The sequence below is a fragment of the Pantoea sp. JZ2 genome, assembly GCF_035191405.1.
Taxonomy (GTDB): Bacteria; Pseudomonadota; Gammaproteobacteria; order Enterobacterales; family Enterobacteriaceae; genus Pantoea; species Pantoea stewartii.
Genome location: NZ_CP045247.1, coordinates 2,530,311 through 2,553,861 on the forward strand (window position 1 = coordinate 2,530,311; position 23,551 = coordinate 2,553,861).

21 protein-coding genes are annotated in these 23,551 nt (G+C 54.5%); 6 read left to right on the forward strand and 15 right to left on the reverse strand.

Translation table 11 applies throughout. From position 1 onward, the window contains the following. Nucleotides 1-18: 18 nt before the first annotated feature. Entirely contained in the window at nucleotides 19-1,638 is a 1,620-nt protein-coding gene (locus GC087_RS12130; protein ID WP_324028441.1) for a rhamnogalacturonan lyase B N-terminal domain-containing protein, read from the forward strand. A 52-nt stretch (nucleotides 1,639-1,690) separates the two neighbouring features. On the opposite strand, the gene GC087_RS12135 is transcribed toward GC087_RS12130, so the two are convergent. Next, complete coding sequence (locus GC087_RS12135; RefSeq protein ID WP_324028442.1) at nucleotides 1,691-2,320, reverse strand: glutathione S-transferase family protein; 630 nt, start codon at nucleotides 2,318-2,320, stop codon at nucleotides 1,691-1,693. 446 nt (nucleotides 2,321-2,766) lie between these two features. After that, nucleotides 2,767-3,663, reverse strand: coding sequence for an alpha/beta fold hydrolase (locus tag GC087_RS12140; RefSeq protein WP_054687749.1), 897 nt, complete (start codon nucleotides 3,661-3,663; stop codon nucleotides 2,767-2,769). A gap of 826 nt (nucleotides 3,664-4,489) precedes the next feature. On the opposite strand from GC087_RS12140, the gene GC087_RS12145 reads away from it, so the two are divergent. Next, a complete protein-coding gene (locus GC087_RS12145; protein ID WP_058701927.1) occupies nucleotides 4,490-6,034 on the forward strand; it encodes a methyl-accepting chemotaxis protein in 1,545 nt (514 codons plus the stop codon). Further along, nucleotides 6,027-6,368: a hypothetical protein gene (locus GC087_RS12150; protein ID WP_324028443.1), complete on the forward strand. Its 342-nt coding sequence runs from the start codon at nucleotides 6,027-6,029 to the stop codon at nucleotides 6,366-6,368. Before GC087_RS12145 ends, GC087_RS12150 begins: the two co-directional genes overlap by 8 nt. Nucleotides 6,369-6,644: 276 nt before the next feature. On the opposite strand, the gene GC087_RS12155 is transcribed toward GC087_RS12150, so the two are convergent. Together GC087_RS12155 and GC087_RS12160 are read right to left on the reverse strand one after the other, a co-directional pair. After that, entirely contained in the window at nucleotides 6,645-6,884 is a 240-nt protein-coding gene (locus GC087_RS12155) for an XRE family transcriptional regulator (protein ID WP_033741417.1), read from the reverse strand. A 266-nt stretch (nucleotides 6,885-7,150) separates the two neighbouring features. After that, complete coding sequence (locus tag GC087_RS12160) at nucleotides 7,151-7,786, reverse strand: DUF2268 domain-containing putative Zn-dependent protease (RefSeq protein WP_324028444.1); 636 nt, start codon at nucleotides 7,784-7,786, stop codon at nucleotides 7,151-7,153. A gap of 770 nt (nucleotides 7,787-8,556) precedes the next feature. On the opposite strand from GC087_RS12160, the gene GC087_RS12165 reads away from it, so the two are divergent. Continuing rightward, the gene (locus GC087_RS12165; protein ID WP_033741414.1) at nucleotides 8,557-9,120 is read left to right on the forward strand and encodes a DUF4142 domain-containing protein; all 564 of its coding nucleotides are present in this window, start codon (nucleotides 8,557-8,559) and stop codon (nucleotides 9,118-9,120) included. Nucleotides 9,121-9,217: 97 nt separating this feature from the next. Here the strand turns inward: GC087_RS12165 and GC087_RS12170 are convergent, their stop codons facing one another. From GC087_RS12170 to GC087_RS12205, 8 genes are all read right to left on the reverse strand, one after another. After that, nucleotides 9,218-11,275: a sensor domain-containing protein gene (locus GC087_RS12170; protein ID WP_058708163.1), complete on the reverse strand. Its 2,058-nt coding sequence runs from the start codon at nucleotides 11,273-11,275 to the stop codon at nucleotides 9,218-9,220. 223 nt (nucleotides 11,276-11,498) lie between these two features. Continuing rightward, entirely contained in the window at nucleotides 11,499-13,163 is a 1,665-nt protein-coding gene (locus GC087_RS12175) for a methyl-accepting chemotaxis protein (RefSeq protein WP_324028445.1), read from the reverse strand. Nucleotides 13,164-13,437: 274 nt separating this feature from the next. Beyond that, on the reverse strand, nucleotides 13,438-13,572 hold the full coding sequence (locus tag GC087_RS12180) for a hypothetical protein (protein ID WP_275044815.1): 135 nt from the start codon (nucleotides 13,570-13,572) through the stop codon (nucleotides 13,438-13,440). Nucleotides 13,573-14,268: 696 nt separating this feature from the next. Beyond that, a complete protein-coding gene (locus tag GC087_RS12185) occupies nucleotides 14,269-14,463 on the reverse strand; it encodes a con-10 family general stress protein (protein WP_033741481.1) in 195 nt (64 codons plus the stop codon). A 369-nt stretch (nucleotides 14,464-14,832) separates the two neighbouring features. Continuing rightward, nucleotides 14,833-15,108: a hypothetical protein gene (locus GC087_RS12190; protein WP_133745223.1), complete on the reverse strand. Its 276-nt coding sequence runs from the start codon at nucleotides 15,106-15,108 to the stop codon at nucleotides 14,833-14,835. A gap of 150 nt (nucleotides 15,109-15,258) precedes the next feature. Then, nucleotides 15,259-15,459 (reverse strand): hypothetical protein, encoded by a 201-nt coding sequence (locus GC087_RS12195; protein ID WP_033741409.1) that lies wholly within the window; start codon nucleotides 15,457-15,459, stop codon nucleotides 15,259-15,261. Nucleotides 15,460-15,483: 24 nt separating this feature from the next. Next, nucleotides 15,484-15,804 (reverse strand): hypothetical protein, encoded by a 321-nt coding sequence (locus GC087_RS12200; protein ID WP_033741406.1) that lies wholly within the window; start codon nucleotides 15,802-15,804, stop codon nucleotides 15,484-15,486. A gap of 227 nt (nucleotides 15,805-16,031) precedes the next feature. Further along, nucleotides 16,032-17,576 (reverse strand): methyl-accepting chemotaxis protein, encoded by a 1,545-nt coding sequence (locus GC087_RS12205; RefSeq protein WP_033741404.1) that lies wholly within the window; start codon nucleotides 17,574-17,576, stop codon nucleotides 16,032-16,034. 250 nt (nucleotides 17,577-17,826) lie between these two features. Here GC087_RS12205 and GC087_RS12210 point away from each other — a divergent pair, with 250 nt between their 5' ends. Together GC087_RS12210 and iraP are read left to right on the forward strand one after the other, a co-directional pair. Then, nucleotides 17,827-18,321 (forward strand): MarR family winged helix-turn-helix transcriptional regulator, encoded by a 495-nt coding sequence (locus tag GC087_RS12210; protein WP_033741402.1) that lies wholly within the window; start codon nucleotides 17,827-17,829, stop codon nucleotides 18,319-18,321. Nucleotides 18,322-18,488: 167 nt separating this feature from the next. Next, nucleotides 18,489-18,833: an anti-adapter protein IraP gene (gene iraP / locus GC087_RS12215; protein ID WP_033741400.1), complete on the forward strand. Its 345-nt coding sequence runs from the start codon at nucleotides 18,489-18,491 to the stop codon at nucleotides 18,831-18,833. 76 nt (nucleotides 18,834-18,909) lie between these two features. Here iraP and GC087_RS12220 read toward each other — a convergent pair whose 3' ends face one another. From GC087_RS12220 to GC087_RS12230, 3 genes are all read right to left on the reverse strand, one after another. Beyond that, the gene (locus GC087_RS12220) at nucleotides 18,910-20,706 is read right to left on the reverse strand and encodes a sensor domain-containing diguanylate cyclase (RefSeq protein ID WP_324028446.1); all 1,797 of its coding nucleotides are present in this window, start codon (nucleotides 20,704-20,706) and stop codon (nucleotides 18,910-18,912) included. A 116-nt stretch (nucleotides 20,707-20,822) separates the two neighbouring features. Beyond that, on the reverse strand, nucleotides 20,823-22,145 hold the full coding sequence (locus tag GC087_RS12225) for a methyl-accepting chemotaxis protein (protein ID WP_324019708.1): 1,323 nt from the start codon (nucleotides 22,143-22,145) through the stop codon (nucleotides 20,823-20,825). Nucleotides 22,146-22,440: 295 nt separating this feature from the next. Then, entirely contained in the window at nucleotides 22,441-23,550 is a 1,110-nt protein-coding gene (locus tag GC087_RS12230) for a LacI family DNA-binding transcriptional regulator (protein ID WP_324028447.1), read from the reverse strand. Nucleotide 23,551: the final 1 nt, after the last annotated feature.

Below are 23,551 nucleotides of genomic sequence, written 5' to 3' on the forward strand. Positions count from 1 at the left end.
AATGTGAGGGTTTCCCCGATGGCACGTTTATTGTTGCGCATTTTTGTCTTCTGTTTGTTCAGCAGGCTGGGCGTTGCCAGTGCCTTCGGCGTGACACACTCCGGCAACACTCTGGTGGTGGATACCGGTGCCGATCTGGTGTTTAGCATCGATGACCGCAACGGTGATCTGACATCAATGCGGTTTCATGGCAGTGAACTGGCATCAATGCGGTTTCATGGCAGTGAACTGGCATCATCAGAGCACAAGGCCTCACAAGTCGCCTCCGGACTGGGGCACGCGCAGGTTGCAGTGAAAACGGCAGGCGATGTCATTGTCATCAGTGCGCAGGCAGGGGAACTTATCCACTACTACCTCGCCAAAAAAGGCCGTAATGCCCTGTATATGGCGACCTACGCGCCCGCGCTTCTGCCGGTCGGGGAACTGCGTTTCGTGACGCGTCTGGATGTCAAAAAATTCCCAAAGGCCGACTGGGGCAACGATTCAAACGTCGGAAAAGCGATTGAAGGCAACGACGTCTTTTTGTTGCCTGACGGACGGACCAGTTCCAAGTTTTACTCCGCCCGTCCCATGATTGATGACGATCTGCACGGCGTCCACGGCCCGGGCGTAGCGGTCTTTATGCTGACGGGCAATCATGAGCTCAGTTCAGGTGGCCCGTTCTTTAAGGACATCGCGACGCAAAAAACGCAGATGACACACGAGCTGTACAACTATATGTATTCCAGTCATACCCAGACAGAACCGTTTCGACCGGGGTTGCATGGTATCTATGGGCTGTTGTTTACGACCGGAGAGAAGCCCTCCGCCACGTTAACCGATGTGGGATTTATTCATGCGTCACTGGGGCTGAAAGGGTTTGTCGATCAGACTGAACGCGGCACGCTGTCAGGTGTGGTGACAGGAATGAGCGATCGCCCTGCCGCCGTTGTCGGCCTGCGAAACGCCAGCGCCGAATACTGGACGCGCGTGGACAGCCAGGGGCGTTTTACACTGACGGGCGTGCGTCAGGGGCACTATCAGATAACGCTGTACGATAAGGAACGGGAAGTCACGCAACGTACAGCAGAAATCCAGGCCGGCAGACAAACTCAGATTGCATTAGCCGCACAGACCTTACCGGGTCAGGTTATTTGGCAGACGGGTTCACCGGATGGGACTCCGTCAGGGTTTCGTAACGCCCGTTTGCTGATGTCCGCTCACCCGTCCGATCGGCGTATGTCGCCCTGGACAGCCGCTGATTACCTTGTGGGAACCGCATCAGAAAGCGATTTTCCTGCCGCGCAGTGGCGGGATATTAACTCGCCAACCCGCATCCGTTTCATGCTGTCCCGTCACGATGTGCATGATTTAACTTTACGGATTTTTATTACTCTGGCGCAGTCTGGAGGACGCCCTCAGGTCAGCGTCAATCAGCGCTGGACCGCGCCGATTCCGCCGGCTTCTAGCCAGCCTGCGAGTCGGGGGATCACCCGCGGCACTTTCCGGGGCAATAATGCGCTTTTTACTTTTGTCCTGCCGGCTTCCGCCCTGCAGGCAGGAATTAACACACTGGATATTAATGTGGCCTCGGGGCAAAAAGGCACAGGATTTCTGAGCCCAGGCTTCGTCTATGACAGTATTCAGTTAGTACGATGAGCGGCGCGTTATCAGACCTGAAAAGGCGGAGAAAACGCTGTCTCCATCGCGGTCAGGTTCCCCAGTGACGGCGCACAACAGCCTTGATGACAGGATGTGTTTCTGCCTCTTCCAGCGAAGCACAGAAAGCGGGTCTGGTGCGGCTGAGATGCGCACGCGCATTGCTCCAGCGGCTCACGACACAGGCCAGCATTTCAAGCGCGCCGGGGTTAGCAGGCTGCCATGCGCGCGTGTCCAAAAAGAGATCGCTGAACATGTCCCACTGGTCATAGAGTTTTTTGACCGCCCCCTCGGCCAGCTGCTTACGCTGATCCGGCGAGCCCATATCCAGCCATCTTTCCGGGTAATCAATGATGCCGATGGCGGCATAACAGTTTGCACTTATATACACCAGCCCCCGTAATTGCTGAGCACGAACGTTGGCGTCAGTTGAAAGGATGACGGCATCAGGACAGGTCATACAAAGATAAATCATGATGGCTGCGCTTTCAGTCAGCACGGACCCGTCAGGCAGGATGAGCGTGGGGATCTGGACCAGCGGATTCAACCGCTTTAAGGTTTCAAACCCACTGTCTTTGTGCCATGAACTCGCCTCAACCGTTGTGTATTCCGCCCCGGCCAATCTGAGCGCCATCTCAATCGCGGCAGCGCCCGAACGTGCGCTTCCATAGAGTGTGTACATATAAGATACCCTGTATGAGTTAATCCCGCGCCCTGAGGCGAGCCTGCATACATATTACCAGCAGTGATGACGTTCATCAGGGTGGCACCAGAAGTAGCATCACTCCCTGCTACAGAAGAGAATAAAGGCGGTATTGAGTAATCGCGTAATAAGCATCGGACAAAATCAGGCATGTTATCGACGCGAAAAGAATTACATCATGTCTTAAACAGGTTTCTTTTTTGAAATAACAGCACGTGTTTTGATGTTGCTCAGCGTCTTCATATACGCCATTGATGACGAAACACGGTCATATTTATCACTCTTCTCGTGGCGTTATCTGTCACTTCCTTAATAAAAAGAAAGTGACAGCGAATTCCCCGCTCCTCGTTACAGACAGCTTCAGGGACTTCCGTGACAGAAATCCCCTTCTGCTTGCTCAATGACGTTGTATGCAGGAGTCAGCATTAATGGGCATAATGTCCAAAAAACTGAATCAGTGCCCTGGCCGTCGCTTCAGGTTGCTCTTCCGGCTGAAAATGGCCGCAATCCGCCAGCCGCTGGCTGTGAATATCGTCCCCATACGCTTTCAGGGTGGCGGCCATATCCGCAATAGAGCCCTGATCGGCTGACAGCCCCAGTACCGGCATCGTCAGACGCGTTTGCTGTGCAAGCGCAGCATTCTGTGCCGCTGACTGTGACAGGGCGCGGTAAAACGCCAGTCCTGCGCGCAATCCACCAGGGGCTTTGAGCAGGCGTTCATATTCGTTAATTTCCGTCTCGCCGTAACAACGGTGGTCGGCCGCTTTCTCCCGAAAGAACCATTCCAGATAAATGCGCTCACGCCCCGTCAGTAAGGCTTCGGGAAGATCCGCAACGGCATTGAAGGCGAAGTGCCAGGTCTTCCAGGATTGACGGGAATCTGTGGGCAACGTATCCGGCAGCGATATGCCGGGTATACCGGCGTCCATCAGGGTCAGCGCCCGGATCTCCTCGCCGTAAAGCATCGCATAAGTAAAGGCGACCCAGGCACCGACGTCGTGTCCAGCCAGAAAATACCGGCCTAATGCTAACGATGCGACGAAGGCGTGCAGTCGGCTGGCAACCGTTTGAGTATCGTAGCCCGCAAGCGGTTTATCGGTATCGCCCTGGCCGGGTAAGTCGACGGCCACAATGCGAAAGTGCGCCATCAGACCGGGCATAACCTTTCGCCAGGCAAACCAGCTTTCAGGGAAACCGGCCAGCAATACCAGCGGAAAGCCATCCGGTCGGCCACCGGTGACATAATGAAAACGCAACCCTTCCACACGTGCAAAGCAGTGACGAAAACCGTCGGGCGCATCAGGGATCACAGAAGCAGACATAACCTGTTCCTCTTGTCATACGATCACTCGTCGGCAACCGACAGGTGCGTGAATGAAAACAAACCCGACGGACGGACTTGTGCCATTTTCTGGTGAACCAACCCGACCGGCAGTCGCCCGCACAATCGTGATAACCGCCCCGTTTTCGCACACAGCTTCCTGAGCGGCCTGTTCATTTCGTGTGACCTGAACACGTTCATTAACCCGGTCAGCAACGGACTCAACGTCGGGAAACGGCTCGGCAGTACGCTGTCAGGTCCGCAGAGTACGGGATCGAAGCCGGCTTCCAGTCGGAAGAACACCTCGTCGCGAGCGTTGGATGTACGCCAGTATTTTCAGCGTCCGGCCGATAGATCGGTATCGTGCGTAAGAATCGATGCTTTACCTACTCCTCGCATTCCCTGGTGAAGCGCCAGAAAGCTCTCTGCCGCAGCGGTTTCATTCGCCGTTGCCGCCACAGAGCCGTCCTGTTCGCCCGCTTCTGTCAGGGTCTGACAGTTTGGAAATGATCATTTCCTATATAAATCTGCAGCGGTTATCATGTCAAGCTCAATGCTTCACTTCATAACACGCTAGCTGAGATACCTGGCGACAACGCGAGGCGGGCTGAATACGAGCCGTAACAGGGATGTCAGGATGGCGCATTCCGCCGTTCCAAGGCCATCCCGTTATTCTGCCCCCTTATCTGAGGTCTGTTTAGGAACGGTATAACCAGGAAACATACGAAATTGTCAAGGCGAATTATAATTTAATCGCTTTGACAGGCATCATTAAATGTTGCCGGGGAAAGATACACAGCAAAATTCACTTTTATAACGAGAACAAAATGAAAATTTCAACCCGTCTGACTGCAGGTTTCGGTCTGCTTATCCTTCTGTTTATTATCTGCACAGGCACGGCGCTCAATGCCCTTCATAAAGCCCGGGCAAGCATGGATATCGTCGTGAATATCAAGATGAAAAAATATCAGCTTGCGCAGGATATGCTGGGGGAATTAAGGGAGATGGCTATTGATGTCAGAACGCTTGGCCTGCTTAGCGATCCGGTTGCTATGAAACCCGTCGCTGCGCAGATGGAAAAAAATAAAGCTGACTTCATTGCCAATCGTCAGGCGCTGGGCGATCTGTTGCAGATCGACTCGCTTCCGCCGGGTCGCGCGGCCTTTAAACGACTGACCGACACCGAGAGCGAGTTCTTCAGCATCTTCGCCAAAGCCAGTCAGCTTGGGCTGGCCAACCGTGATAAAGAATTTTTCGAGTGCCTGACAAAAGAGGTACAACCTGTCCAGGATAAGATGCTGAAAGATCTGCTGGTCGTCACTAACATTCAGCAGAAAACCAGTCTGGCCGAGGTGCAGCAAAACAGCGCGGCTACCGCCCGTGATACCCTTTTTCTTTTGCTGCTCGCCGGGGCTTCGGTGCTGGTGGGCGTGGGTGCCTGCGTCGTGGTGATCCGCATCCTCATGCGTCAACTGGGCGGTGAGCCCGCACAGGCCCAGGCACTGGCTGCGACCATTGCGGCTGGCGATCTGACCTCGCCTGTCGTGCTTCGTCGTAATGATACCACCAGCCTGCTGGCCTCGCTCGACAGTATGCAGGCGAACCTGCGCGGGCTGGTCTCGCAGATCAAGGATGCCTCGGCTTCCGTTTCTCTGGCGGCTGATGAGATTGACCAGGGTAATACCGAACTCTCATCCCGCACCGAGCAACAGGCAGCCGCCCTGCAGGAAACCGCCGCCAGCATGGAGCAACTCACCGCAACGGTGAAGAGCAACTCGGCGGGTGCGCAGCAGACAGCCGACGCGGCACGGGGGACGGCGCAACTGGCGCGCGAGGGGGAATCTGATATGCAACGCATGACACATACCATGCATGACATTTCGGTCAGCGCCACCAAAGTGCGTGATATTACCTCGGTGATCGAGAGCATCGCCTTTCAAACTAATATCCTGGCCCTCAATGCCGCAGTAGAAGCGGCTCGCGCGGGTGAGGAAGGGCGCGGTTTCGCGGTAGTTGCAGGCGAAGTACGCACGCTGGCACAGCGCAGCGCCACGGCCGCGCGGGATATTAAAATCCTGATTGAACAGGCCGTAACACAGGTAGAAAGCGGCGTGAACGTAGCCTCTTCCACCGGACAAAGCATTTTGAAAATTGTGGGAATGGTCGGCGAACTCGCGGAGGCGATGGATAACATCTCTCTGGCCTCTTCAGAGCAGATGCAGGGTATTTCGCAGATCAGCGTGGCGGTGAGCCAGATGGACGGTGTGACGCAGAGCAACGCCGCGCTGGTTGAAGAGTCTTCTACGGCCTCGCGTTCGCTTTCTGAACAGGCGCATGCCCTGCGCGGCATGGTGGAGGCGTTCCGTGTCTGAGCCCCATCCGCAGCCTGATGCGCCAGAGAAAGATCCGCTTAACATCGCGAAGATAAGTGCGCTGAAGGCCGATATTGATGTCATTTTTATTCAGCTCAGGCACGGTGGCTACGCCAGTATGGACACCTTTGCCAATAACTGGGCGCATCTGATACGTCGGGTTCAGGACATAAAGCCCCTGCTGAGTCGGCCCGGCGTCACCGAAACGTTGCTGCGCACGGATGTGCGGCTGACGGCAGATCTGATGGCGATCAGTTATGCCGTAGAAATCATTGAAAATTTCATGGCCTGCGCCGCACAGCAGGCGAAAGACGGGAAAGACCGACAGGGATAAACGATGGCGCGGACGCTCAGGGGGGGCCGCGCGATTGCCTTCAGCCTGCATGCAACAGAGCATGGCCCGCCGCGTTTTTCAGGCGGGATTTTTTTTACCTGAATCAGGTGCTGATTTCGGCTGTGAATCCCCTTTTCAACGGCACTTTCGTGTTGGTCGGGCGAAGAGCCTGTCAACTGAATATTCCTTCACGCCTTATGCTGACCCTACTCCGCCAGGCAGGCATTGTGATGCAGACGAGCCAGCCAGGCTTTTGGGGCTACGCAGCCCTGTTATTTAAGTTTCCCGACTGAGTTTATTAAGCTCAGACATCGCCTGACGAACCAGCCAGAAGCCAGGGGAATAAAACGCCCGACCGAGTTTTTCAGCCACGGCTGGCGTAACGGTCAGCGTGCCGCGCAGGAGGAACCGGGCCTCATGCATCTGCAGCCCGGAACGGCGGCAGAGCTGCTCTACGCTCATATTGTATTCGGCTAACAAAGACGCCAGAAAGCGTCCGACTGAATGCTCGTCCATAAAGCCTCACTTCTTCCATGGTTTCCCCCGAGCATAAAACACTCATCAGCCCTGTTCAATACGCATGCAATATCTTATTGGGATAAGCGAAACGCTAAACGAGGGCGCGTAAACGGGCAGATTCCCCTGCTCCGTAGGCTTCACACCGCCTGATAAAAAGCGGCAGGATTTAGCCGGATAAAGGCGTTTGCTTTATAAAGACGGGCTCATTGTGGCCCCGCCCCCTCAGCGGCAGAACACAGACCAATACATATGTCGGCGTTATGCTAAATAAAGACGCTGAACGCATCGGCTTCTGTATAGGCCAGCTGCGAAGCCCGACGTTCCGGCCTGGCAGCAAGATAGCTGGCCACCAGATTAAAACCCAGGGTATAGCCCAGCCAGCGCGGCATATCGCCGGCGCCATAAAACCACTTGCTGTGATCGTAATCGGTGCACAGCCAGTCCTGATGCAGTTGTGGCAGATAAGCGTGAATCAGTTCGGCGTTGATGCATTCCCACAGTTCAGGTTCTCCGCCAAAAAGCTTAAGCACGAAATGCCCGGCCAGCCCTTCAGAAACACACGCTTCGCCCAAGGTGGTGCCATAGCCGGGACCTGCCCACCGCGCGGCATGATGAAGTTCATGCGCGAACATCCGTTCAAGCGATTGTGCCGCATTTTGGCAGAATGCAGGATTGTCAGGATCAACCGTCACATACACGATCCCGGGTTCGGGGCAAAATCCGCTATGCCCTTTTTCCGGAACAACTCTGTTTCCCGTTTTAACCACCACATCCAGCGCCGGGAGAGACATAAGGCTATCCGCACGTCTGTGCGTCGCCGTCAGGCAGTCCTTAATCCAGTCACTGTGTGCGGTGAGTGTCTTTTGCGCATCCAGAAAGTGCAGCATCATATAAGACATCGTCTTACCCCCCCAGCCCGTCAGGAAATGACACTATTCTGTCAGATCTTATTGTGCTGAAAAAACTGTCGCCCCGCGCCTGCATCGCGCACAGTGTGGGTTTTCATTTGTGTGCCTGCCGCTGGCTTAATGGGCCCCGCTCACACCGGGTTTACGGTCACAACCAGAGGCGGGATTTGATTCTATTCTCCCCATGCGGGAACGTGTTTTTGAAGTTGATAAGCTGCCGACCGGCTTTACATGCATCCTGAGTCTGGAGGACAGCAGCCAGTGCCCTTCCCGTAGAAAGGTGCTGACTTTATCGCCTCTTTCCTTTACGGGGTCAACGCGAAAACAGGCTGACTCCTGGAGGTTTTATCGTTTCCCGTTAAGAACGGGCAGCACACAATCAGCATCACGTCCCGCTTACCGCGCTGCCGCGTTTAACGCTTTATAGCAAAAATGCAGCCGGCGAGAAAACATCACCGGGGCGTTTCCCAGCTAAAAAAAACTTTAATTAAATTTATATTAACTACTTCGCCTTCCAGGTCGCCAGTATGTCACCATGCTGTACAAAGGGGGCTTAATCCAACGTCTCGCTTGGCTTAAATACACAACAAAAAGAAAAAAGATATCAGCTCCGCTTCTCTGCAACCGCCTAAAACATAAAAAAAATTGCTGGATAAATCCGAAACTCCACTATACTGACCAGTGCACTTGTTATCTCCCTACATGGCTGTACACAGAAAATTCCCTGTCGTCAGCCTCCCTGTAAGCTTCAGGAGAACGAAATGAAAAAGAGTAAGATGTTAACTGGCCTGCTGGCCGTTTCAGCTGCCGTCGCGATGTTCAGCAGCGTGAGCGTGCAGGCGCAGACGCCAACGAGCGCGGCGCAGAGCACCACAGCTGGACAAACAGGGACAAAGCTTAGTTCCGGTGACGAAAAAGCAATCAAAGACATGGCGCAGGCAAATATCAATGAAATCGCTGCCGCTAAAATCGCGCTGAGTAAGGCTGAAAGCAGCGAAACCAAAGCCTTCGCGCAGAAGATGATCGATGATCACACCAGTGCCTTGACCAAAGTGCAGACCGTCGCTCAGCAAAAAGGGGTTACGCTGCCGACCGCGCCTGATGCTAAACATAAAGCCATGGCCACTAAACTGGAAAAACAGAGCGGCAAGGCTTTTGACAAGATGTATATGGAAAATGCCGGCGTCAAAGACCACAAGATGGTGTTGTCGACGCTGGAAAGTGACGCGAAAAAGATAAAAGATCCCGATGTGAAGGCGCTGGCAGACGCCCATACTCCGGTTGTTGAGCAGCACCTGAAGTCCGCCCAGGACGCGTCAATGTAAGGCTCTGTGCCAGCCATCAACTAAACAGGTTGTCCGGTGAACTTTTGTCATGCCGCCCGGGCAACCTCTTATTCAGCTTTTCAGGACGGTAACGCGTTTACGTCTGAATCCAGTACGGTCCCGGCCTGCCAAAAAGATACCCTTGCATTAAAGGACATTCATATGTCCTGAGCCAGGCCGCCTGAGCCAACGTTTCCACACCCTCTGCAGTCACTTCCACGTTCAGTTGACGGCACAGTGAAAGAACAGCACTGACGATGGCTGCCGCCCCGGCATCCTGGTGCAGATCGCTGATGAATGACCTGTCTATCTTTATTCTGCTGAAAAGCCCGGAACTGAGGTGGCTCAGTGAAGAAAACCCCGTGCCAAAATCATCCAGAACGACATTAATGCCTGTCTCCCGAAACTTCCGTATCACTTCGTAACTGAAATCCGGGTTGTCGAACAAGGCCGATTCGGTAATTTCCAGTTCGAGCCTGTTGGGATGTAGCCCGCTATGGATGAGAACGTTTTTCACTCTGTCAGACAGTTGCGGGTCCCTGAACTGTCGGGGGGAAATGTTTACGGCTATCCGCTCCTGTCCTGACCAGCCCGCCATATCCGTACAGGCGCGCGCAAGCGCGAAGGCACCGATATCATGGATAAGTCCGGTTTTTTCAGCAAGAGGAATGAAAATATCTGGCGGCACACTTCCTCTCACAGGATGATGCCAGCGCAGCAGGGCTTCATAAGCCACAATCTCTTCACTGACGCTGCAGACAACAGGCTGATAAAAAAGCTGTAGCTCACCGTTTTCCAGTGCCCCACGCAGGTCGTTTTCCAGGCTGAAGCGCTCTGCTGCAGAGCGGGCAAGCTCATCGGTAAAGATGACCCAGCCGTTACGTCCGGCTGACTTGGCCGCATACAGGGCAATATCCGCCGCCGATAACATACTTTCAGCATCCCGCGCATAGCCGGGAAAGAGGCAGACGCCGAAGCTGCAACCCGACGTGACTTTCCGGCCCTTCAGCATGAACGGCTCCTGCAATACGGCCGTAAGGCGTGATGCCGTTTCGCTGGCTTCAGAGGCTGAGCTGATACCTGGCAGGACGGCAACAAACTCGTCGCCGCCTGTACGGGCCAGTATATCTTCAGGGCGCAGGACGGATTGCAGCCGCGCGGAAACCTCAATAAGCAGTGCATCTCCGGTAGGATGTCCCAGCACGTCATTGATACTTTTGAAACGATCGATGTCGGACACCATGACGGCAAAGGGGCTGTCACCGCTAAGAAGCGTCTCCAGTTCGGGCATCAGGCCCCGCCGGTTGAGGAGCCCTGTCAGTGGGTCATGAAGGGCGAGGTGATTCGCCCTTGCCGCAGCCTGAAACTCCGCGGTGACGTCCAGGATGGTATACAGAAGATAGTCTTCTCCCCCGCCCGAATTAAGCCTTTCAGCCGTGATGCGGAGTGAAAAGGCCGACTCTGTCGCCGTCGACGAGACCGTTTCGCTGAAACCTTCATCGGGAAGAAGCGTAAAGGCTTGCCTGAACACACCCGCCAGATCGTCTGGCAGATCCGCGTGAAGCGAGGTTTGAGTGTTACCGCTCAGCACCAGTTCCTGCAAACAGGGCAAATTTCTGGCAGTCGGGTTCGCACGTATAATGTCGCCGGATTTTGCGTCACACAGGATAAGCGCACAGGGCGTGTGACAGAAAACCGCGTCAAGCACCTTATTGGTGTCTGACAACTCCGTTTCTCTTTTCAGGATAACCTGTTGAGCGATGCGTAATGCCGCCCTTTCCTGATAATCATGCGTGACGTCGCGCACGATTTTAATAAATGCCGCATGTTCCTGATCGGAGGGATTAAGGAATTCAATTTCTACGGATGCACGAAATGCGCTGCCGTTTTTCCGCAGCCGCCAGCCTTCGCCTGTAAACTTGCCATGCTCGCGGGCCTCTCTCAGGTTTGCCTCAGGTATGTTCCTGGCCTGTTCATCTTCATCATAAAAAACCGAAATATGTTGCCCTCTGATATCACGGCTGTCCCAGCCCTTAATCTCGCGGCACCCCAGATTCCAGCTCATGACTTCTCCGGTTGAAGACAGCAGGTATATTGCGCAAAGAGACGTTCTGGCCACGGCGGCCCCCAGTTGGTCATTGGTTACGGATTTCATGCGGCTGTCCTTGAAAAGTTCACCGACCTGTTCGGAGATGATCCTGCTTTACAGATGAGTATCGGCGCCGGTGGCCTAAAACAGTGACACAATTTTGTAAAAATTTAGTCAGAGAAAAAAGAGCGACAGGTATTTCTACCTGTCACAAAATAATGCATGCAAGACGGTCGCAATGTTATCCGCTTCTGGCTCAAATCAGCCCCCTCAAATCCGGGGGATGGTTTCAGAATGTTTTCCAGTTTTCTTCAGCATCTTTCCCGGCTGGTCGGCTGGAGTGAGGCGTTGTCGTTGAGGCGGAAACCGTGACCGGCGCTTCAACCAGTGCGGTTTGAGCGACGGGCGATAACGGCTCTGACAGCGTAAAAACAGAGACGGACTGCAGCAATATATCGGCCTGTTCGCGCAGACTTGCTGCCGCTGAAGCGGACTCTTCCACCAGGGAAGCATTCTGCTGCGTCACATCATCAATTTCCGTCACGGCAATGCTGACCTGTTCAATTCCGCGAGCCTGTTCTGCGGTGGCGGCGGTGATTTCCTCCACCCTGTCAGTCAGTTGACCGACCGACGAAACCACGGCAGACATGGTGTCAGCAGAACGCGCCACCAGTGAAGTCCCTTCGCTGACGCGCTGTGCGTTGGCTTCGATGAGCTGACGAATCTCCCCTGCCGCTGTTGCACTGCGTTGCGCCAGCGAACGGACCTCACCAGCCACCACGGCAAAGCCACGCCCCTGCTCGCCTGCCCGCGCGGCTTCGACAGCGGCATTAAGCGCCAGAATATTGGTCTGGAAAGCAATGCTGTCAATCACTGACGTGATATCCGCAATGCGTCCTGAGCTCTCACCAATTCCCTTCATGGTACCGGTGATATCTGTGGTGATGTCATTACCCTGGCGGGCAACGTCACGCACCGTTACCGCCAGCATCGCGGCCTGGCTGGCATTGTCTGCGTTATTCCTGACCGTGACGCCCAGTTCACCCATTGTGGCGGCGGTCTGTTCCAGCGCGCTGGCCTGTTCTTCAGTGCGCTGTGACAGATCGGTGTTTCCCTGAGCTATCTGCAGGCTCGCGGCGGCAACACTCTCCGCGTTCACCCGGACAGCGCTGACGGTTTGTACCAGTGAATGCTGCATCCCACGAATCGCTATAAGGAGTTTTCCGGTTTCGTCACGTCCTTTGACCGGCACTTCTGCAGTCAGGTCGCCGTCAGCAATGCGCTCTGCGGCCTGCAGCGCGATGTTTACGGGCCTGACAATGCTGCGGGTAATAAACCAGGCCAGGGTTGCTGCCAGCACAATAGCCGCCACGCTGAGGGAGACAAGAACAACCTGAGCGCTGCGCTGCTCTGCCGCTGCTTTGGCACCGGCGGTCTTCATCTGCTGGCCCTGAAAGGTCGCAAGGTCTGTGATAGCCTTTGTGTATTCGTCCTGCGCCTCATAAGCGGGTCCGGTGAGCAGCCGCGTTACCTCATCCCGCTTACCTTCCATGCCCAGTTTTACCGCCTGTTCAGAGTAGGCAAGATACTGCGTACCGGCCCGTTTCATCACGGCGATGAGCTCACGGCTTCTGGGCGCATGAAGTATCTGATCGACTTTATTAAAAGCCGTTTCAAGCCGTGCGCGGGACTGCTCATAGTTTTGTTTCAGTCTTTCTTTTTGAGCCGGGTCATCGACCAGTGCGATACTGCGGACCATACGACTCATATCCGTAACGTAAAAGCGCAGGTTACTGGCAGCGGTCGCTTTATCAAAACGATCGCCAGCCAGTTTATCCACGGTGTCGCCCAGGGAGTCGATACGAATTAAACCGGCCAGCGCAATACCGATAAGAAGAAGCAGAATAAAGCCAAAAGCGGCACCCAGTCGAATGCCGATGCGTATGTTGTTCATTACCTTTCCTCGGTTAAAATATGAAAATAAAATTATTCAGAGCCAGGGTTCAGACCTGACGAGCCTAATCCCGCGCGCGTTTTACCGCTCTCTTTCAGCAAACAGCGATCAGGATGATTAAGCTGTTCGGGAACAAGCTGCGCGCAATTTATAATCAGGTGCCGTTTTAACACCCTGTTTAACGGGACTGGCCGCACAGAGAAATACGTGTTTGTGGCTTCCTCATGACGTAAGTACGTGAGGAACGGCATCGCAGGCAGTCCCTCCGCATTGATTAACGCAGTAGTGACAGCATGGTCTGCGCCAGCACAGAAGACAGGCGCACAATCGCCCTGCGCAGTGAAGACGGTGAAAGCGTGAGGTTAGTCTGGGTAACCCATGACAGCCTGGTTATGTGGCTAACGGTCATGTTAAATCCTTCTGGTAAAAGCGCGTTTATCCCGTTTTAAAGTTATCGTCACTGTAGTTACTTTCTTTAACTGTGACATACATCAATTATTTTAAAGCGTTATTACACACATCTTAATTCGCTCTTAATGTACGGCGATGGAGAGAAACACAGCCAGGCCGAGCGCGTAACGGTTCCGCTACGCGCAAAAAGCGGCCGTTCGCGCCAGCCTCCGTCAGGCGCAGAGTTCTGACCATGACATAAAGCCGAACCATTCGGACACTGACGGATAACAAAAGCGTGATGACCGGGGGCAGGATGGAATATCAATGCGGAAGTTTTTTGCCGTTTACGCTTGCAGGGAAGTGCCTGCAGGACCAGGCTGATTGAGGCTATCCCTCTAAGGAAAGATCTTGTTGCATGGAAGATGACTTAACCGCCTACGGGCGGTTTTTTTTATCCCGATAAAACAGAGAAGAATCAACATTATCAGGGATGATGAGCCGTTCAGGCGCTTTTCGCGTATCCTCACTGAAAATCATGAGCCCGCCCTGAAGAACAGGGCCAACAGCGTATAAAACTTGTTAACGAGACGGCCCGGCAGGCTTACCGGGCCACTGATTTACAGCCCTTTCGTCTTGTTAATCCAGTACTGCTAAGGTCCTCTTTAAAACAGGCGGGGAAAGCCGCAAGCCCGCAAGTCGCAAAGGCGGCCCCTCAACCAGGCCGGGAAGCGGTTTCCTGTGCGCTGCCCCGGCGGCTTGCCTTACCCCCTTTTCGTCCGGCCTCAACCGCTCTTTCCGGGTTATTTTTAAAATTACCGCTACTGGCGGCTCCGCCTTTCCTTCCGGCTTCCGCCGCGCGCTGGGGATTTTCCGCGAAATTTCCCGCGCCACCACGTCTGTTGCTCATATCTGTTACCTTTTGATTGTGTAAAATGTTGATGAGGATATAAGCATGGCTGTAATTTTGAATAAAAACAGGAATAAACATAGATTTACGTCGGAAGAATAAAGGGTTTTAGATTCACCGCTTCGCTTTCTACAGATTTTTTATCTATTTAAAACAGCGTTAACAAAATAAAATTTGTACACCATGATTGGGTCGTGTACAGTTTCCACACCCGGTCTTTTAAGAAGATTCTTACCACCATCCCGAACAGGTTTGCTGCTTGTCTTCTTCTTTACGAGACAGCGCTTGCAGGAGTCAGCCTGCGGGACCTGACGCAGCGTATGCTTATTAACGATGCTGGCTCCCGGGCGGACAAGGCATGTTCTGATTTTACAGTTTCGGGTGGCCGGGACTACACTCGAAAAACATACAAAAATGATGCTTTAGCGCAATACCGCTTGTCCGCCGCAACGGACTTTTACTGCCAGCAACAAGAAGGTTGATATGTTCAGGAGTGAAGAAGAAAAGGTAAACATTGTTATCGGCGAAGCCCTGCTGACGCTGCTTGAAGATGATGCAGACATAAGTTCTGAGGCGCTGCGCGTGCAGCTGAACAGGATGCTCGAAACGGAAACTGATGATGCCCGGCGTCAGCTTATCGATCACGCTTTGCGCCAGACCCGCAGACTTTTAAGCGGCGCAGCCAGTGAAGACAGCAATTTTTTCGGAGAAAGACATCTCCAGTTATGGGCGGGAAACGGCCACTAACTTCCTGACAGCATCGGCTGATACACGTGGCAGAGCGTGTCGCAGAGGTCAGTGAACTCTGCGTTTCATCATCAGCACGGCCTTCTCACAGCCTGCCCGCACCCGCCAGTCTCCGGTTTCCTGCCCCAGGCGGTGTAGCGCGCAGATAATCTCTTCTTTCTTTACACTGGCTTTTTCGCTAAGCAACTGCGAGATAACTTTACCCGCCAGTTCAAGCGCTTTTTCTTCGGTATCTTCTCTGGACCCCATGAAGCCTCCGTAAAGCAAACGTTCTTACAGTATAGCATCCTGACCGAAGCGGCCCGGCAGCGCCTGCTGGACCGCTTCCTGCAGGACGCAAAAAACGGCCCGGTTAACAGGATGATTTCCGTTTTCGATGGCCGTCCGGCCCCTTCCCGCCGGCAGCGTATTCATCACCGCAACCGAACCCAGTGGCAAGCAAAACGTCCCCATGGAGAAGGCGATCTGTCGCGCCTGAACAGGCTCTGAGGCGGGGTTCAGATGAAGCAGATAATAAGAAACGTTGAAGTCGTGATTGACGGGAAGTTGCCCAATCACGTTATGGCCTGTCATACAGCATAAAATATTGTTCACCCTCGCAGTCGCACATCCTGACCGCAGGCAGCCCCTCTGCCCGGCGCCGCTCGTTAACACAGCACTGGGATGGGCCGGGCTTAACGCCCGGCCCATATGACGCAGTTTGCTGGCGAAAGCGGAAGTGAATGGGTTATTCCCCACCTCCGCTGATTCTCCCTGACCTCCCACGCCGTCATTCAGAGGGATACATCTGAGCCGTTACGCGGCGTCTGATTTACCGGGTGTCATACCTTAAAGGTTTCTACCATCGTGCGCAGGGCATGCGCCTGCTCAGAAAGCGACTGTGAGGCGGAGGAGGATTCCTCCACCAGCGCCGCGTTGTTTTGCGTCACACCGTCCATCTGGCTGACGGCGATACTTACCTGCGAGATGCCCTGCATCTGTTCAGATGATGCCAGGGAAAGCTCGTCCATGGATTCAGCCAGTTCGCCGACCATGCCGACGATTTTCAGGATGCTTTGACCGGTTGAGGAGGCCACCGTGACGCCGCTCTCCACCTGCGTAACGGCCTGCTCGATCAGCGTTTTAATGTCTTTTGCGGCCGTGGCGCTGCGCTGTGCGAGCGTTCTGACTTCACCCGCCACCACGGCGAACCCGCGTCCGTCCTCGCCTGCCCGCGCCGCTTCGACAGCGGCGTTCAGGGCAAGGATGTTGGTCTGGAACGCGATGCTCTCAATGACGGAGGTGATGTCACGCACTTTGGTGGCGCTGACGGAAATGTCGTGCATCGTGTCTGACATACGCTTCACATCCGTTTCGCCGCTGCGGGCCAGCTGCGCGGTCTCACGGGCGGACTCGGCTGTCTGCCGGGCACCCGCCGCGTTACTTTTCACAGTGGCGGAAAGCTGCTCCATGCTGGCCGCGGTTTCCTGCAGCGCCGCGGCCTGTTGCTCGGTGCGGGATGACAGTTCCGTATTGCCTTGTGAAATCTCATCGGCGGCCAGCGCAACGGAGGCGGACGAATCCTTAATTTTTGACACCAGGCCACGCAGGTTCGCCTGCATCCCATCCAGTGAGGCCAGCAGGCTGGTTGTGTCATTGCGGCGCAGCACGACCGGTCCCGTCAGGTCTCCGGCGGCGATGGCGGCGGCGAGCGCCTGAGCCTGAGCTGGTTCGCCACCCAGCTGGCGCATCAGGCTGCGGCTGACAATCATGCAGCCCGCTACGGCAGTCAGCACTGACAGCAGGGTCAGCACGATCAGCATTGCTCTTGTGCGGGAAACGGTCTCGCTGGTCTCGCCAACCGTAAGAACGGTCTGCGCCTTCTGAATCTCTGTCAGTTGGTTGAGCAGTTTCAGAAGCTTTTGCTGAGCCGGTCGCGCAGTCTTCATCAGGTAGACAGTCGCGTCCTGCTGACGGTTTTCCAGCCCCATTTTGGCCGCGGTCATCAGGGTTTGCATGGCGTCATCTTCAGCTGCCAGTATTTCATCCAGCACGGTTTTACCCTGTGCACTGACGCTGTGTGTCATGCTTTCAACCAGTTGCTCCCGCTCGTGGATATATTTTTCCCGCTGTGTCGTCATACGGTCCCATTCGGGCCTGGATTCCTTCTCATCCGTCAGCAACGCCAGATTGCGTGCGGCGATGGCCATATCGCGGATATCACCACGCATATCCAGAACGATCGCAAACCGTTTCATTTTGTTGTTTATCGCGTCATTCATGCCGCGCTGTGCATCTGTCAGCGCATGTAACGCAGTGCCCGTACAGATAATTAAAAGCAGAACAAGTAAACCAAAGCCTGTAGCAAGACGCGTCGAAACCTTCATTATATTTTCCCGAATGTTATGTCACTGTCAGGTTCTATCGGCCGCAGACGCGTCAACTGCACAGACTTTACAAAATAAATTGAACACAACTTAATTGACGTCGATATGATTGCGGTCACGTTCAGTTTGGCGGCGGTTTAAAGCATCCATGACGTGTCCGTGATATCTTGTGTTTCCGGCTTCCTGACGTCTGTCGCATCACACGATTCACCGAACGCTTGCCGGCTTCCCCCATATCTGGAGCCCCGGCATGAAAGAGATTAATGACGCCAGCGCGAGTAAAGACACCCAACCTCAGTGTCTGGAGGAGTTTCTCTGCTTTGCGCTTTACTCGGCCTCGCTGGCTATGACAAAGCTTTATCAGCCTCACCTGAAACCGCTGGGGCTGACCTATCCACAGTATCTGGCGCTGCTGGTCTTGTGGGAAAAGGATGGCATCACGGTCTCTGAGGTAGGTCAGCGCGTGCAACTGGACTCCGGCACGCTCAGCCATCTCCTCAAGCGACTTGAGCAGGCAGGCTTTATCAGTCGCCTGCGCGATACCGGTCATGATGAACGCAGAGTGATTATTCGCCTGACTGAAGCAGGCCGTGAACTTGAAAGGCGGGCCACAGGCGTACCTGCAGCGATGATTTGTGAAATGGGCATCCCGTTTGAAACCCTGGCCAGCCTGCGCGACGGGATAAGACAGGTTCAGGAAAAAATTATCCAGGCATTGCCGGAACAGCGGAACCCTGACGCCTGATGTTTTGTCATTATCTCAGACGGGATGACAGGCTGGGGCTGGCGGCAGAGTGCCCCATCTTATCCACAGAAGCACAATGGCACTGATTATGGTCAACCGGACAGACCGGTTTTAATTTGAGAGCAACTTGCTGACCGATTCCGTTTGAAAGTTTAAGAGGGACGATAATGAAAAACGTTGTACTTAGCATGCTGGCTAAAATATCGCATATCGACGCAGGGATGAAGCAGTTAACAGCCCGTGTTGAGGCGCAGTCTCTGCTCATCAGCGCACTTGTGCTGGCGGTGAGTAAAGAAGGCGGTGTGACTGAAATGATTGAAAGTGCTAACAAAGCCATTAACACCGTCATCGACTCTGCTGAATGCGATGATCTGCTGAAGTCTGACGCCGCGCTCCTGCTCAGTGAATTTCAGAGCCTGCTCACCATTTCGAGGGCTGTCGATGGCGCGGATGACGAAATTAATCATGAAGGAATGACTAAACTTAAAGGATTATCCCCCTCTGTGGAATAAGCCGGCTTGGTTAAGCGCCAGGCCACACCTTACCGCCCGTCATCCTTTACCCAACGGGCCAGCAACCGGACGTTATTTACGTTGCGTGGCCCAGCTGACCGTATTTAAAGGTGGAGAGCCAGCTTTTTAGTGCCTGCGGAAGCAAGGGATGAGAAATGTAAAAACCCTGTGCCTGATCGCATCCCCATGAAGCGAGCATATCCAGAGCCTCTGGTATTTCAACGCCTTCAGCCACAACAACATAGTTCAGAGATTTCAGCATACCTATCACGCTTGATGCGATAATGCGGCTTGCTTCATTCGAGGTCAAATCGGCTATCAGCGCCCTGTCAAGCTTGATAACGTCCACCGGCATCCTGCGCAGATAACCAATATTACTGTAACCGGCACCAAAATCGTCCAGCGAAAGACGATATCCTCGTTGTCTTAACTGCGCCATCATTGCCAGGGCGGCAGGGTTTTCCGTGGCCAGCTCCGTTTCAAGACATTCGAACTCCAGCAGAGCGGGTGGCAGTTGGGCCTGCGCCATCTTCGCGTCAAGGTGGTCAATAAAGCCACTTCGTGCAAGGTCGCTGACACTGACGTTAACGGATACCGGCAGACTGATGCCCTCGGATAACCAGACGCGCAGCTGACGGATCACCTCCGTGATCACCCAGTCAGTGATATCGCTCATCAGACTGGTTAACTGCGCTGCGGGCAGAAATTCGGCGGGCGAAAGCTCGCCCCGCTCGGGATGACACCAGCGTATCAGCGCCTCAAACCCCGTCGGTTGCACATCAGATAAGGAAAGCCGGGGCTGATAAACCAGATACAGCCCGCCAGTACCGGTTTTAAGGGCTGCCGACAGATCGTTCATCAACATGAAATCGCCATTGCGCCTGCTGTCACTCACCTCACTAAACGAACGAGCGCCACCATTGATGCTGATGGCTTCGTGGAGTGCGCTGACCGCGCGCCGCAGGGCTTCCTGGGCCGGTAGCGCCGCTGGCGTAAAGCAGACATCGCCCGCGTACAATGTCAGGTCCATAGCAAGACCTTCGGGCGCGAGAGGCCGCGCGTCGCGCATTGCTTCAAGAACAGCATCGGCCGAAAACGGCTCATCTGAGCGGGACAGGAAGGCAAAGCGCCCAGTGGCTACCGTGTAAAAAATTTTTTCAGGCCCCAGCGCCAGCTTGTTTTGCAACAGACGCCCGCTGTCCCGCAGGAGCGCTTCCATTGGCGGCATACCCAGTGCCCGGGCCAGCTCATAGGCACGGGGCATATCAATGCAGTCGATAACGGTGAGCCTGAGGACGTCGGAATGCCCCGCCTCAGACAGTTGATCCAGATGGCGGATGAGTTGCTGACGGTTAGGCAAGCCTGTTACCGCATCCGTTAATCCCGCGACCTGCCAGGCCTTCAGAAAGACCGTCACCATCGCGGCAAGTCGGCTGAGCAACCTGACCTTTTCAGCCGGAAAGGCGTGTGGCTGACTGTCTGTGACGCATAGCGTCCCCATAACCTTTCCTTGCGCGTTGATCAACGGCACGCCCGCGTAGAAGCGGAGGTAAGGCTCCCCCGTGACAAGCGGATTCGTGGCGAAACGTGCGTCCAGTAAGGTATCTGGCACAATGACCGGAATCGCGCTCTCCACGACGAAGCGGCAGAATGCATCCTTGCGCTCAGTCTGACACAGCGTCGTGTTGTACTTTGCGCGAAACGTCTGATGCTGCTCATCAAGAACGGATATAAAGCTGGTCGGTATGCCCAGCAACGTGCTGGTCAGGGCGGCGAAGTGGTTGAGTACCTCATCACGCTCCTGATCGGGCAATCGCAGAATGTCTGCGGAGCGTGGCGAAGACTGCGCTCCGTGACGAATGTTTATCAACATGGCGTATCCTTTCCCTGAAAGGCAAAAGTTAAAAAAGCAAGGCGCTGCACTGAAGGACATCCCTGTGCTCAGAAAGCAGGATAATGCTGAATGATAAAACGGCTAAAGCGGATTCGTTACTCAGTTTCAACCGTATGCGTAAACTCCCTGACCGCCCCTTCCACGCGTTCCGAGTTTTTCTTAATGATGGCGATGACCTCGCCGGCCTCGCGCATCAGTATGACGCCCTGCTCCGTATTTTTCTGGTTGAGTTCCATACCTTTCAGCACTTCCCGGGCCAGCTGATTATTATTTGATACCACCTGTTCTATTTCTTCTGTGGCCCCGCTGACGCTTGCCGCCAGCGCGCGCACTTCGGCGGCCACAACCGCAAAGCTCCTGCCGGACGCCCCTGCTCTGGCAGCTTCAATCGCGGCGTTAAGGGCAATAAGCCGTGTTTGTGTCGCAAACCGTCTGATGGTCTCTACCATGCCGTCAATGCTTCCTGACTGGCTGTTGAGGCGCGCGATGTCAGCGGAGATCGCGTTCATGTCCTGCGCGATCCGGTCCACAACTTCAATACTACTCTCAATTACATTCGCCCCATTCTGCGCATTACCCAGCGTCTGTACAGCCATTTCCCAGGCCTGTACGGCGGCATCGTGCTCTTTTTGGTTATTCAAAACCTGTTCGGTCACATCCGTGGCAAACTTGACGATTTTATATAACTCGCCATTGCTGTTAAAAACAGGATTATACGTCGCGCGCAGCCAGAGTGGCTTCCCGTGATGATTGAGTCTGGGAAACTGCCCCGAAAAAAATTCGCCCTGATTAAGCCTTTTCCAGAACTGCCGGTACGCGTCGCTTGCAGAAAGCTGTTCTGAACAGAACATCCGATGATGTTGACCCACAACCTGCTCACGTTTGTAACCGGTCGTTTTCAGGAAATTGTCATTAGCATCCAGGACACGACCGTCAGGACTGAACTCAATCACAGCCATTGACCGGTTGATGGCGTTGATCACAGATTCCTGTTCCAGCCCTGCCTCTATGCGTTCTGAGATGTCCGCCGCTATCTTAATGATTTTGCACACCCTGCCACGGCGGTTCCTGACCGGGATATAACTGGCTTCCAGCCAGACAGGACGGTTTCCTTTAGCCAGCCGCAGATGTTTACCACTGCGAACGTCACCGGCGGCAAGGCGCTGCCAGAAATGGCGGTATTCAGGTGAATCCGTCAGGGAAGACGGGCAGAACATGCTGTGATGTTGCCCAATTATTTCGTGCGCCTCGTAGCCCATTGCGGTCAGGAAAAGCGGGCTGGCTTTCTGAATCGTTCCGTCAGGGCTGAATTCAATAACCGGCATCGCGCTGTTCAGCGCCCTGAACGGCGCCGATCTACGCCCGCTGCGAAGATCGTTAAGAAAGGAAAACACATTTTTTAATACATTAAAGCGCATAACCACGACCGTAATCTGAGTTGACTAATCTGGTTATCGGCTGTTAAGACCCTGGCATTATGTATTGTTGTGATAGTTTCCGTTGATTATTACCGGGTGAAATTAATTCACTAATAAAAAAATAAATTTTTTGTATGACCTTCAACAGGATGCGTAAACGACTCCGTTGCAAAAGGCATGCTGCTGCGCAAACTGCGTCATGCAGGCAACCTCGGCAGCCTGACTGACCGCTCGGGCCTGCTCGTCTGAGGATAATGACGGGACACGGCAGTAAGACCGCTGTAAGAACAATCCCCTATTTGCTCAGCGCCCAGGCGGCTGGAACCGGCTTTCCTCCTGCCCGCACTGGCCCGACCGATCCCCGCACCACCATCCAGCTGTCGAATGCCGGTAACGCGCCGGCGGGCTGCTGCCGGATATGGCAGATTAACCGGCGTGCGGCTTCGCGGCCCATCTCATAAACCGGCTGGGCCACGACCGTAAGCGCGGGCGTCATCAGTTCGGTCCAGGGAAAATCATCGTACATAACAAACGAAATATCCTCGGGCACACGGAACCCACGTCTGGCCAGTCCACGTAGAATTCCCATTGCAATCAAATTGTCGGACGCAATCAGCGCACTGGGCGGTTCGGGAAGCGAGAGAAGCTCCGTCAGAATCTGTTCGATGCACGCTTCGTTAAGGGCATTCAGGCGCACCAGATTCGGGTCGAGTGCCATACCGGCATCGTGGTGGGCATCAATCATTCCTTTCACCCGCTGCGCCACCGGCGTGGGTCCTAAGCTCATCGCGTGAGTGTAAGGCGCGGCAATGCGCATACTGGAAAGGTATGCGATACGGTGATGACCGGCGTTAAGCAACAGCTGCGTCGCATCCCTCGCCACGTTAAGAAAGTCAGCCTGAATGGTTTCCACGTCCAGCCCTTCGACGGAACGGTCAAAGGTCATCAGCGCGCGGCCTTCCGTCAGCACCTGTTTAAGATGGTCGTTATCACACGCCAGCGAGCTGCAGGGGGCCACGATGATGCCATCAACGCGCTTGTCCAGCATGACGCGCACGGCTTCCCGTTCCTCTTCCACGGTTTCATCGCTGTTGCTGAGCAGCAAATGAAACCCCGCCTGGCGCGCCACATCCGCCATGCCACGCAGCGCAAGGCCGAAATGCGGGTTTTCAATATCGCCAACGATCACGCCAATCGTGTTCGAACGCCCCGTATTCATGCTGCGCGCCAGCTCATTGGGCCGGTAACCCAGGGTTTCTGCCGCCTGGGTGACGCGGATTTGTACCTCTTCACTTACGGCGCCATATCCGCCCAATGCTCTGGCCGCCTGGGCTTTTGACACGCCCGCCTGACGTGCCACATCGGCTACTGTGGGTCCGCGTACTTGCTGTTTTTTGCTGGTCATA

What these genes read in the sequence shown, in the direction of transcription:
- GC087_RS12185 (WP_033741481.1), bottom strand. Translation starts at nt 14,463, where the DNA reads ATGAGCAACAGACGTGGTGGCGCGGGAAATTTCGCGGAAAATCCCCAG.
- GC087_RS12205 (WP_033741404.1), bottom strand. Translation starts at nt 17,576, where the DNA reads ATGAAGGTTTCGACGCGTCTTGCTACAGGCTTTGGTTTACTTGTTCTG.
- GC087_RS12135 (WP_324028442.1), bottom strand. Translation starts at nt 2,320, where the DNA reads ATGTACACACTCTATGGAAGCGCACGTTCGGGCGCTGCCGCGATTGAG.
- GC087_RS12170 (WP_058708163.1), bottom strand. Translation starts at nt 11,275, where the DNA reads ATGAAATCCGTAACCAATGACCAACTGGGGGCCGCCGTGGCCAGAACG.
- GC087_RS12210 (WP_033741402.1), top strand. Translation starts at nt 17,827, where the DNA reads ATGAAAGAGATTAATGACGCCAGCGCGAGTAAAGACACCCAACCTCAG.
- GC087_RS12160 (WP_324028444.1), bottom strand. Translation starts at nt 7,786, where the DNA reads ATGTCTTATATGATGCTGCACTTTCTGGATGCGCAAAAGACACTCACC.
- GC087_RS12180 (WP_275044815.1), bottom strand. Translation starts at nt 13,572, where the DNA reads ATGACCGTTAGCCACATAACCAGGCTGTCATGGGTTACCCAGACTAAC.
- GC087_RS12175 (WP_324028445.1), bottom strand. Translation starts at nt 13,163, where the DNA reads ATGAACAACATACGCATCGGCATTCGACTGGGTGCCGCTTTTGGCTTT.
- GC087_RS12220 (WP_324028446.1), bottom strand. Translation starts at nt 20,706, where the DNA reads ATGTTGATAAACATTCGTCACGGAGCGCAGTCTTCGCCACGCTCCGCA.
- GC087_RS12130 (WP_324028441.1), top strand. Translation starts at nt 19, where the DNA reads ATGGCACGTTTATTGTTGCGCATTTTTGTCTTCTGTTTGTTCAGCAGG.
- GC087_RS12225 (WP_324019708.1), bottom strand. Translation starts at nt 22,145, where the DNA reads ATGCGCTTTAATGTATTAAAAAATGTGTTTTCCTTTCTTAACGATCTT.
- iraP (WP_033741400.1), top strand. Translation starts at nt 18,489, where the DNA reads ATGAAAAACGTTGTACTTAGCATGCTGGCTAAAATATCGCATATCGAC.
- GC087_RS12230 (WP_324028447.1), bottom strand. Translation starts at nt 23,550, where the DNA reads ATGACCAGCAAAAAACAGCAAGTACGCGGACCCACAGTAGCCGATGTG.
- GC087_RS12195 (WP_033741409.1), bottom strand. Translation starts at nt 15,459, where the DNA reads ATGGGGTCCAGAGAAGATACCGAAGAAAAAGCGCTTGAACTGGCGGGT.
- GC087_RS12145 (WP_058701927.1), top strand. Translation starts at nt 4,490, where the DNA reads ATGAAAATTTCAACCCGTCTGACTGCAGGTTTCGGTCTGCTTATCCTT.
- GC087_RS12155 (WP_033741417.1), bottom strand. Translation starts at nt 6,884, where the DNA reads ATGGACGAGCATTCAGTCGGACGCTTTCTGGCGTCTTTGTTAGCCGAA.
- GC087_RS12140 (WP_054687749.1), bottom strand. Translation starts at nt 3,663, where the DNA reads ATGTCTGCTTCTGTGATCCCTGATGCGCCCGACGGTTTTCGTCACTGC.
- GC087_RS12165 (WP_033741414.1), top strand. Translation starts at nt 8,557, where the DNA reads ATGAAAAAGAGTAAGATGTTAACTGGCCTGCTGGCCGTTTCAGCTGCC.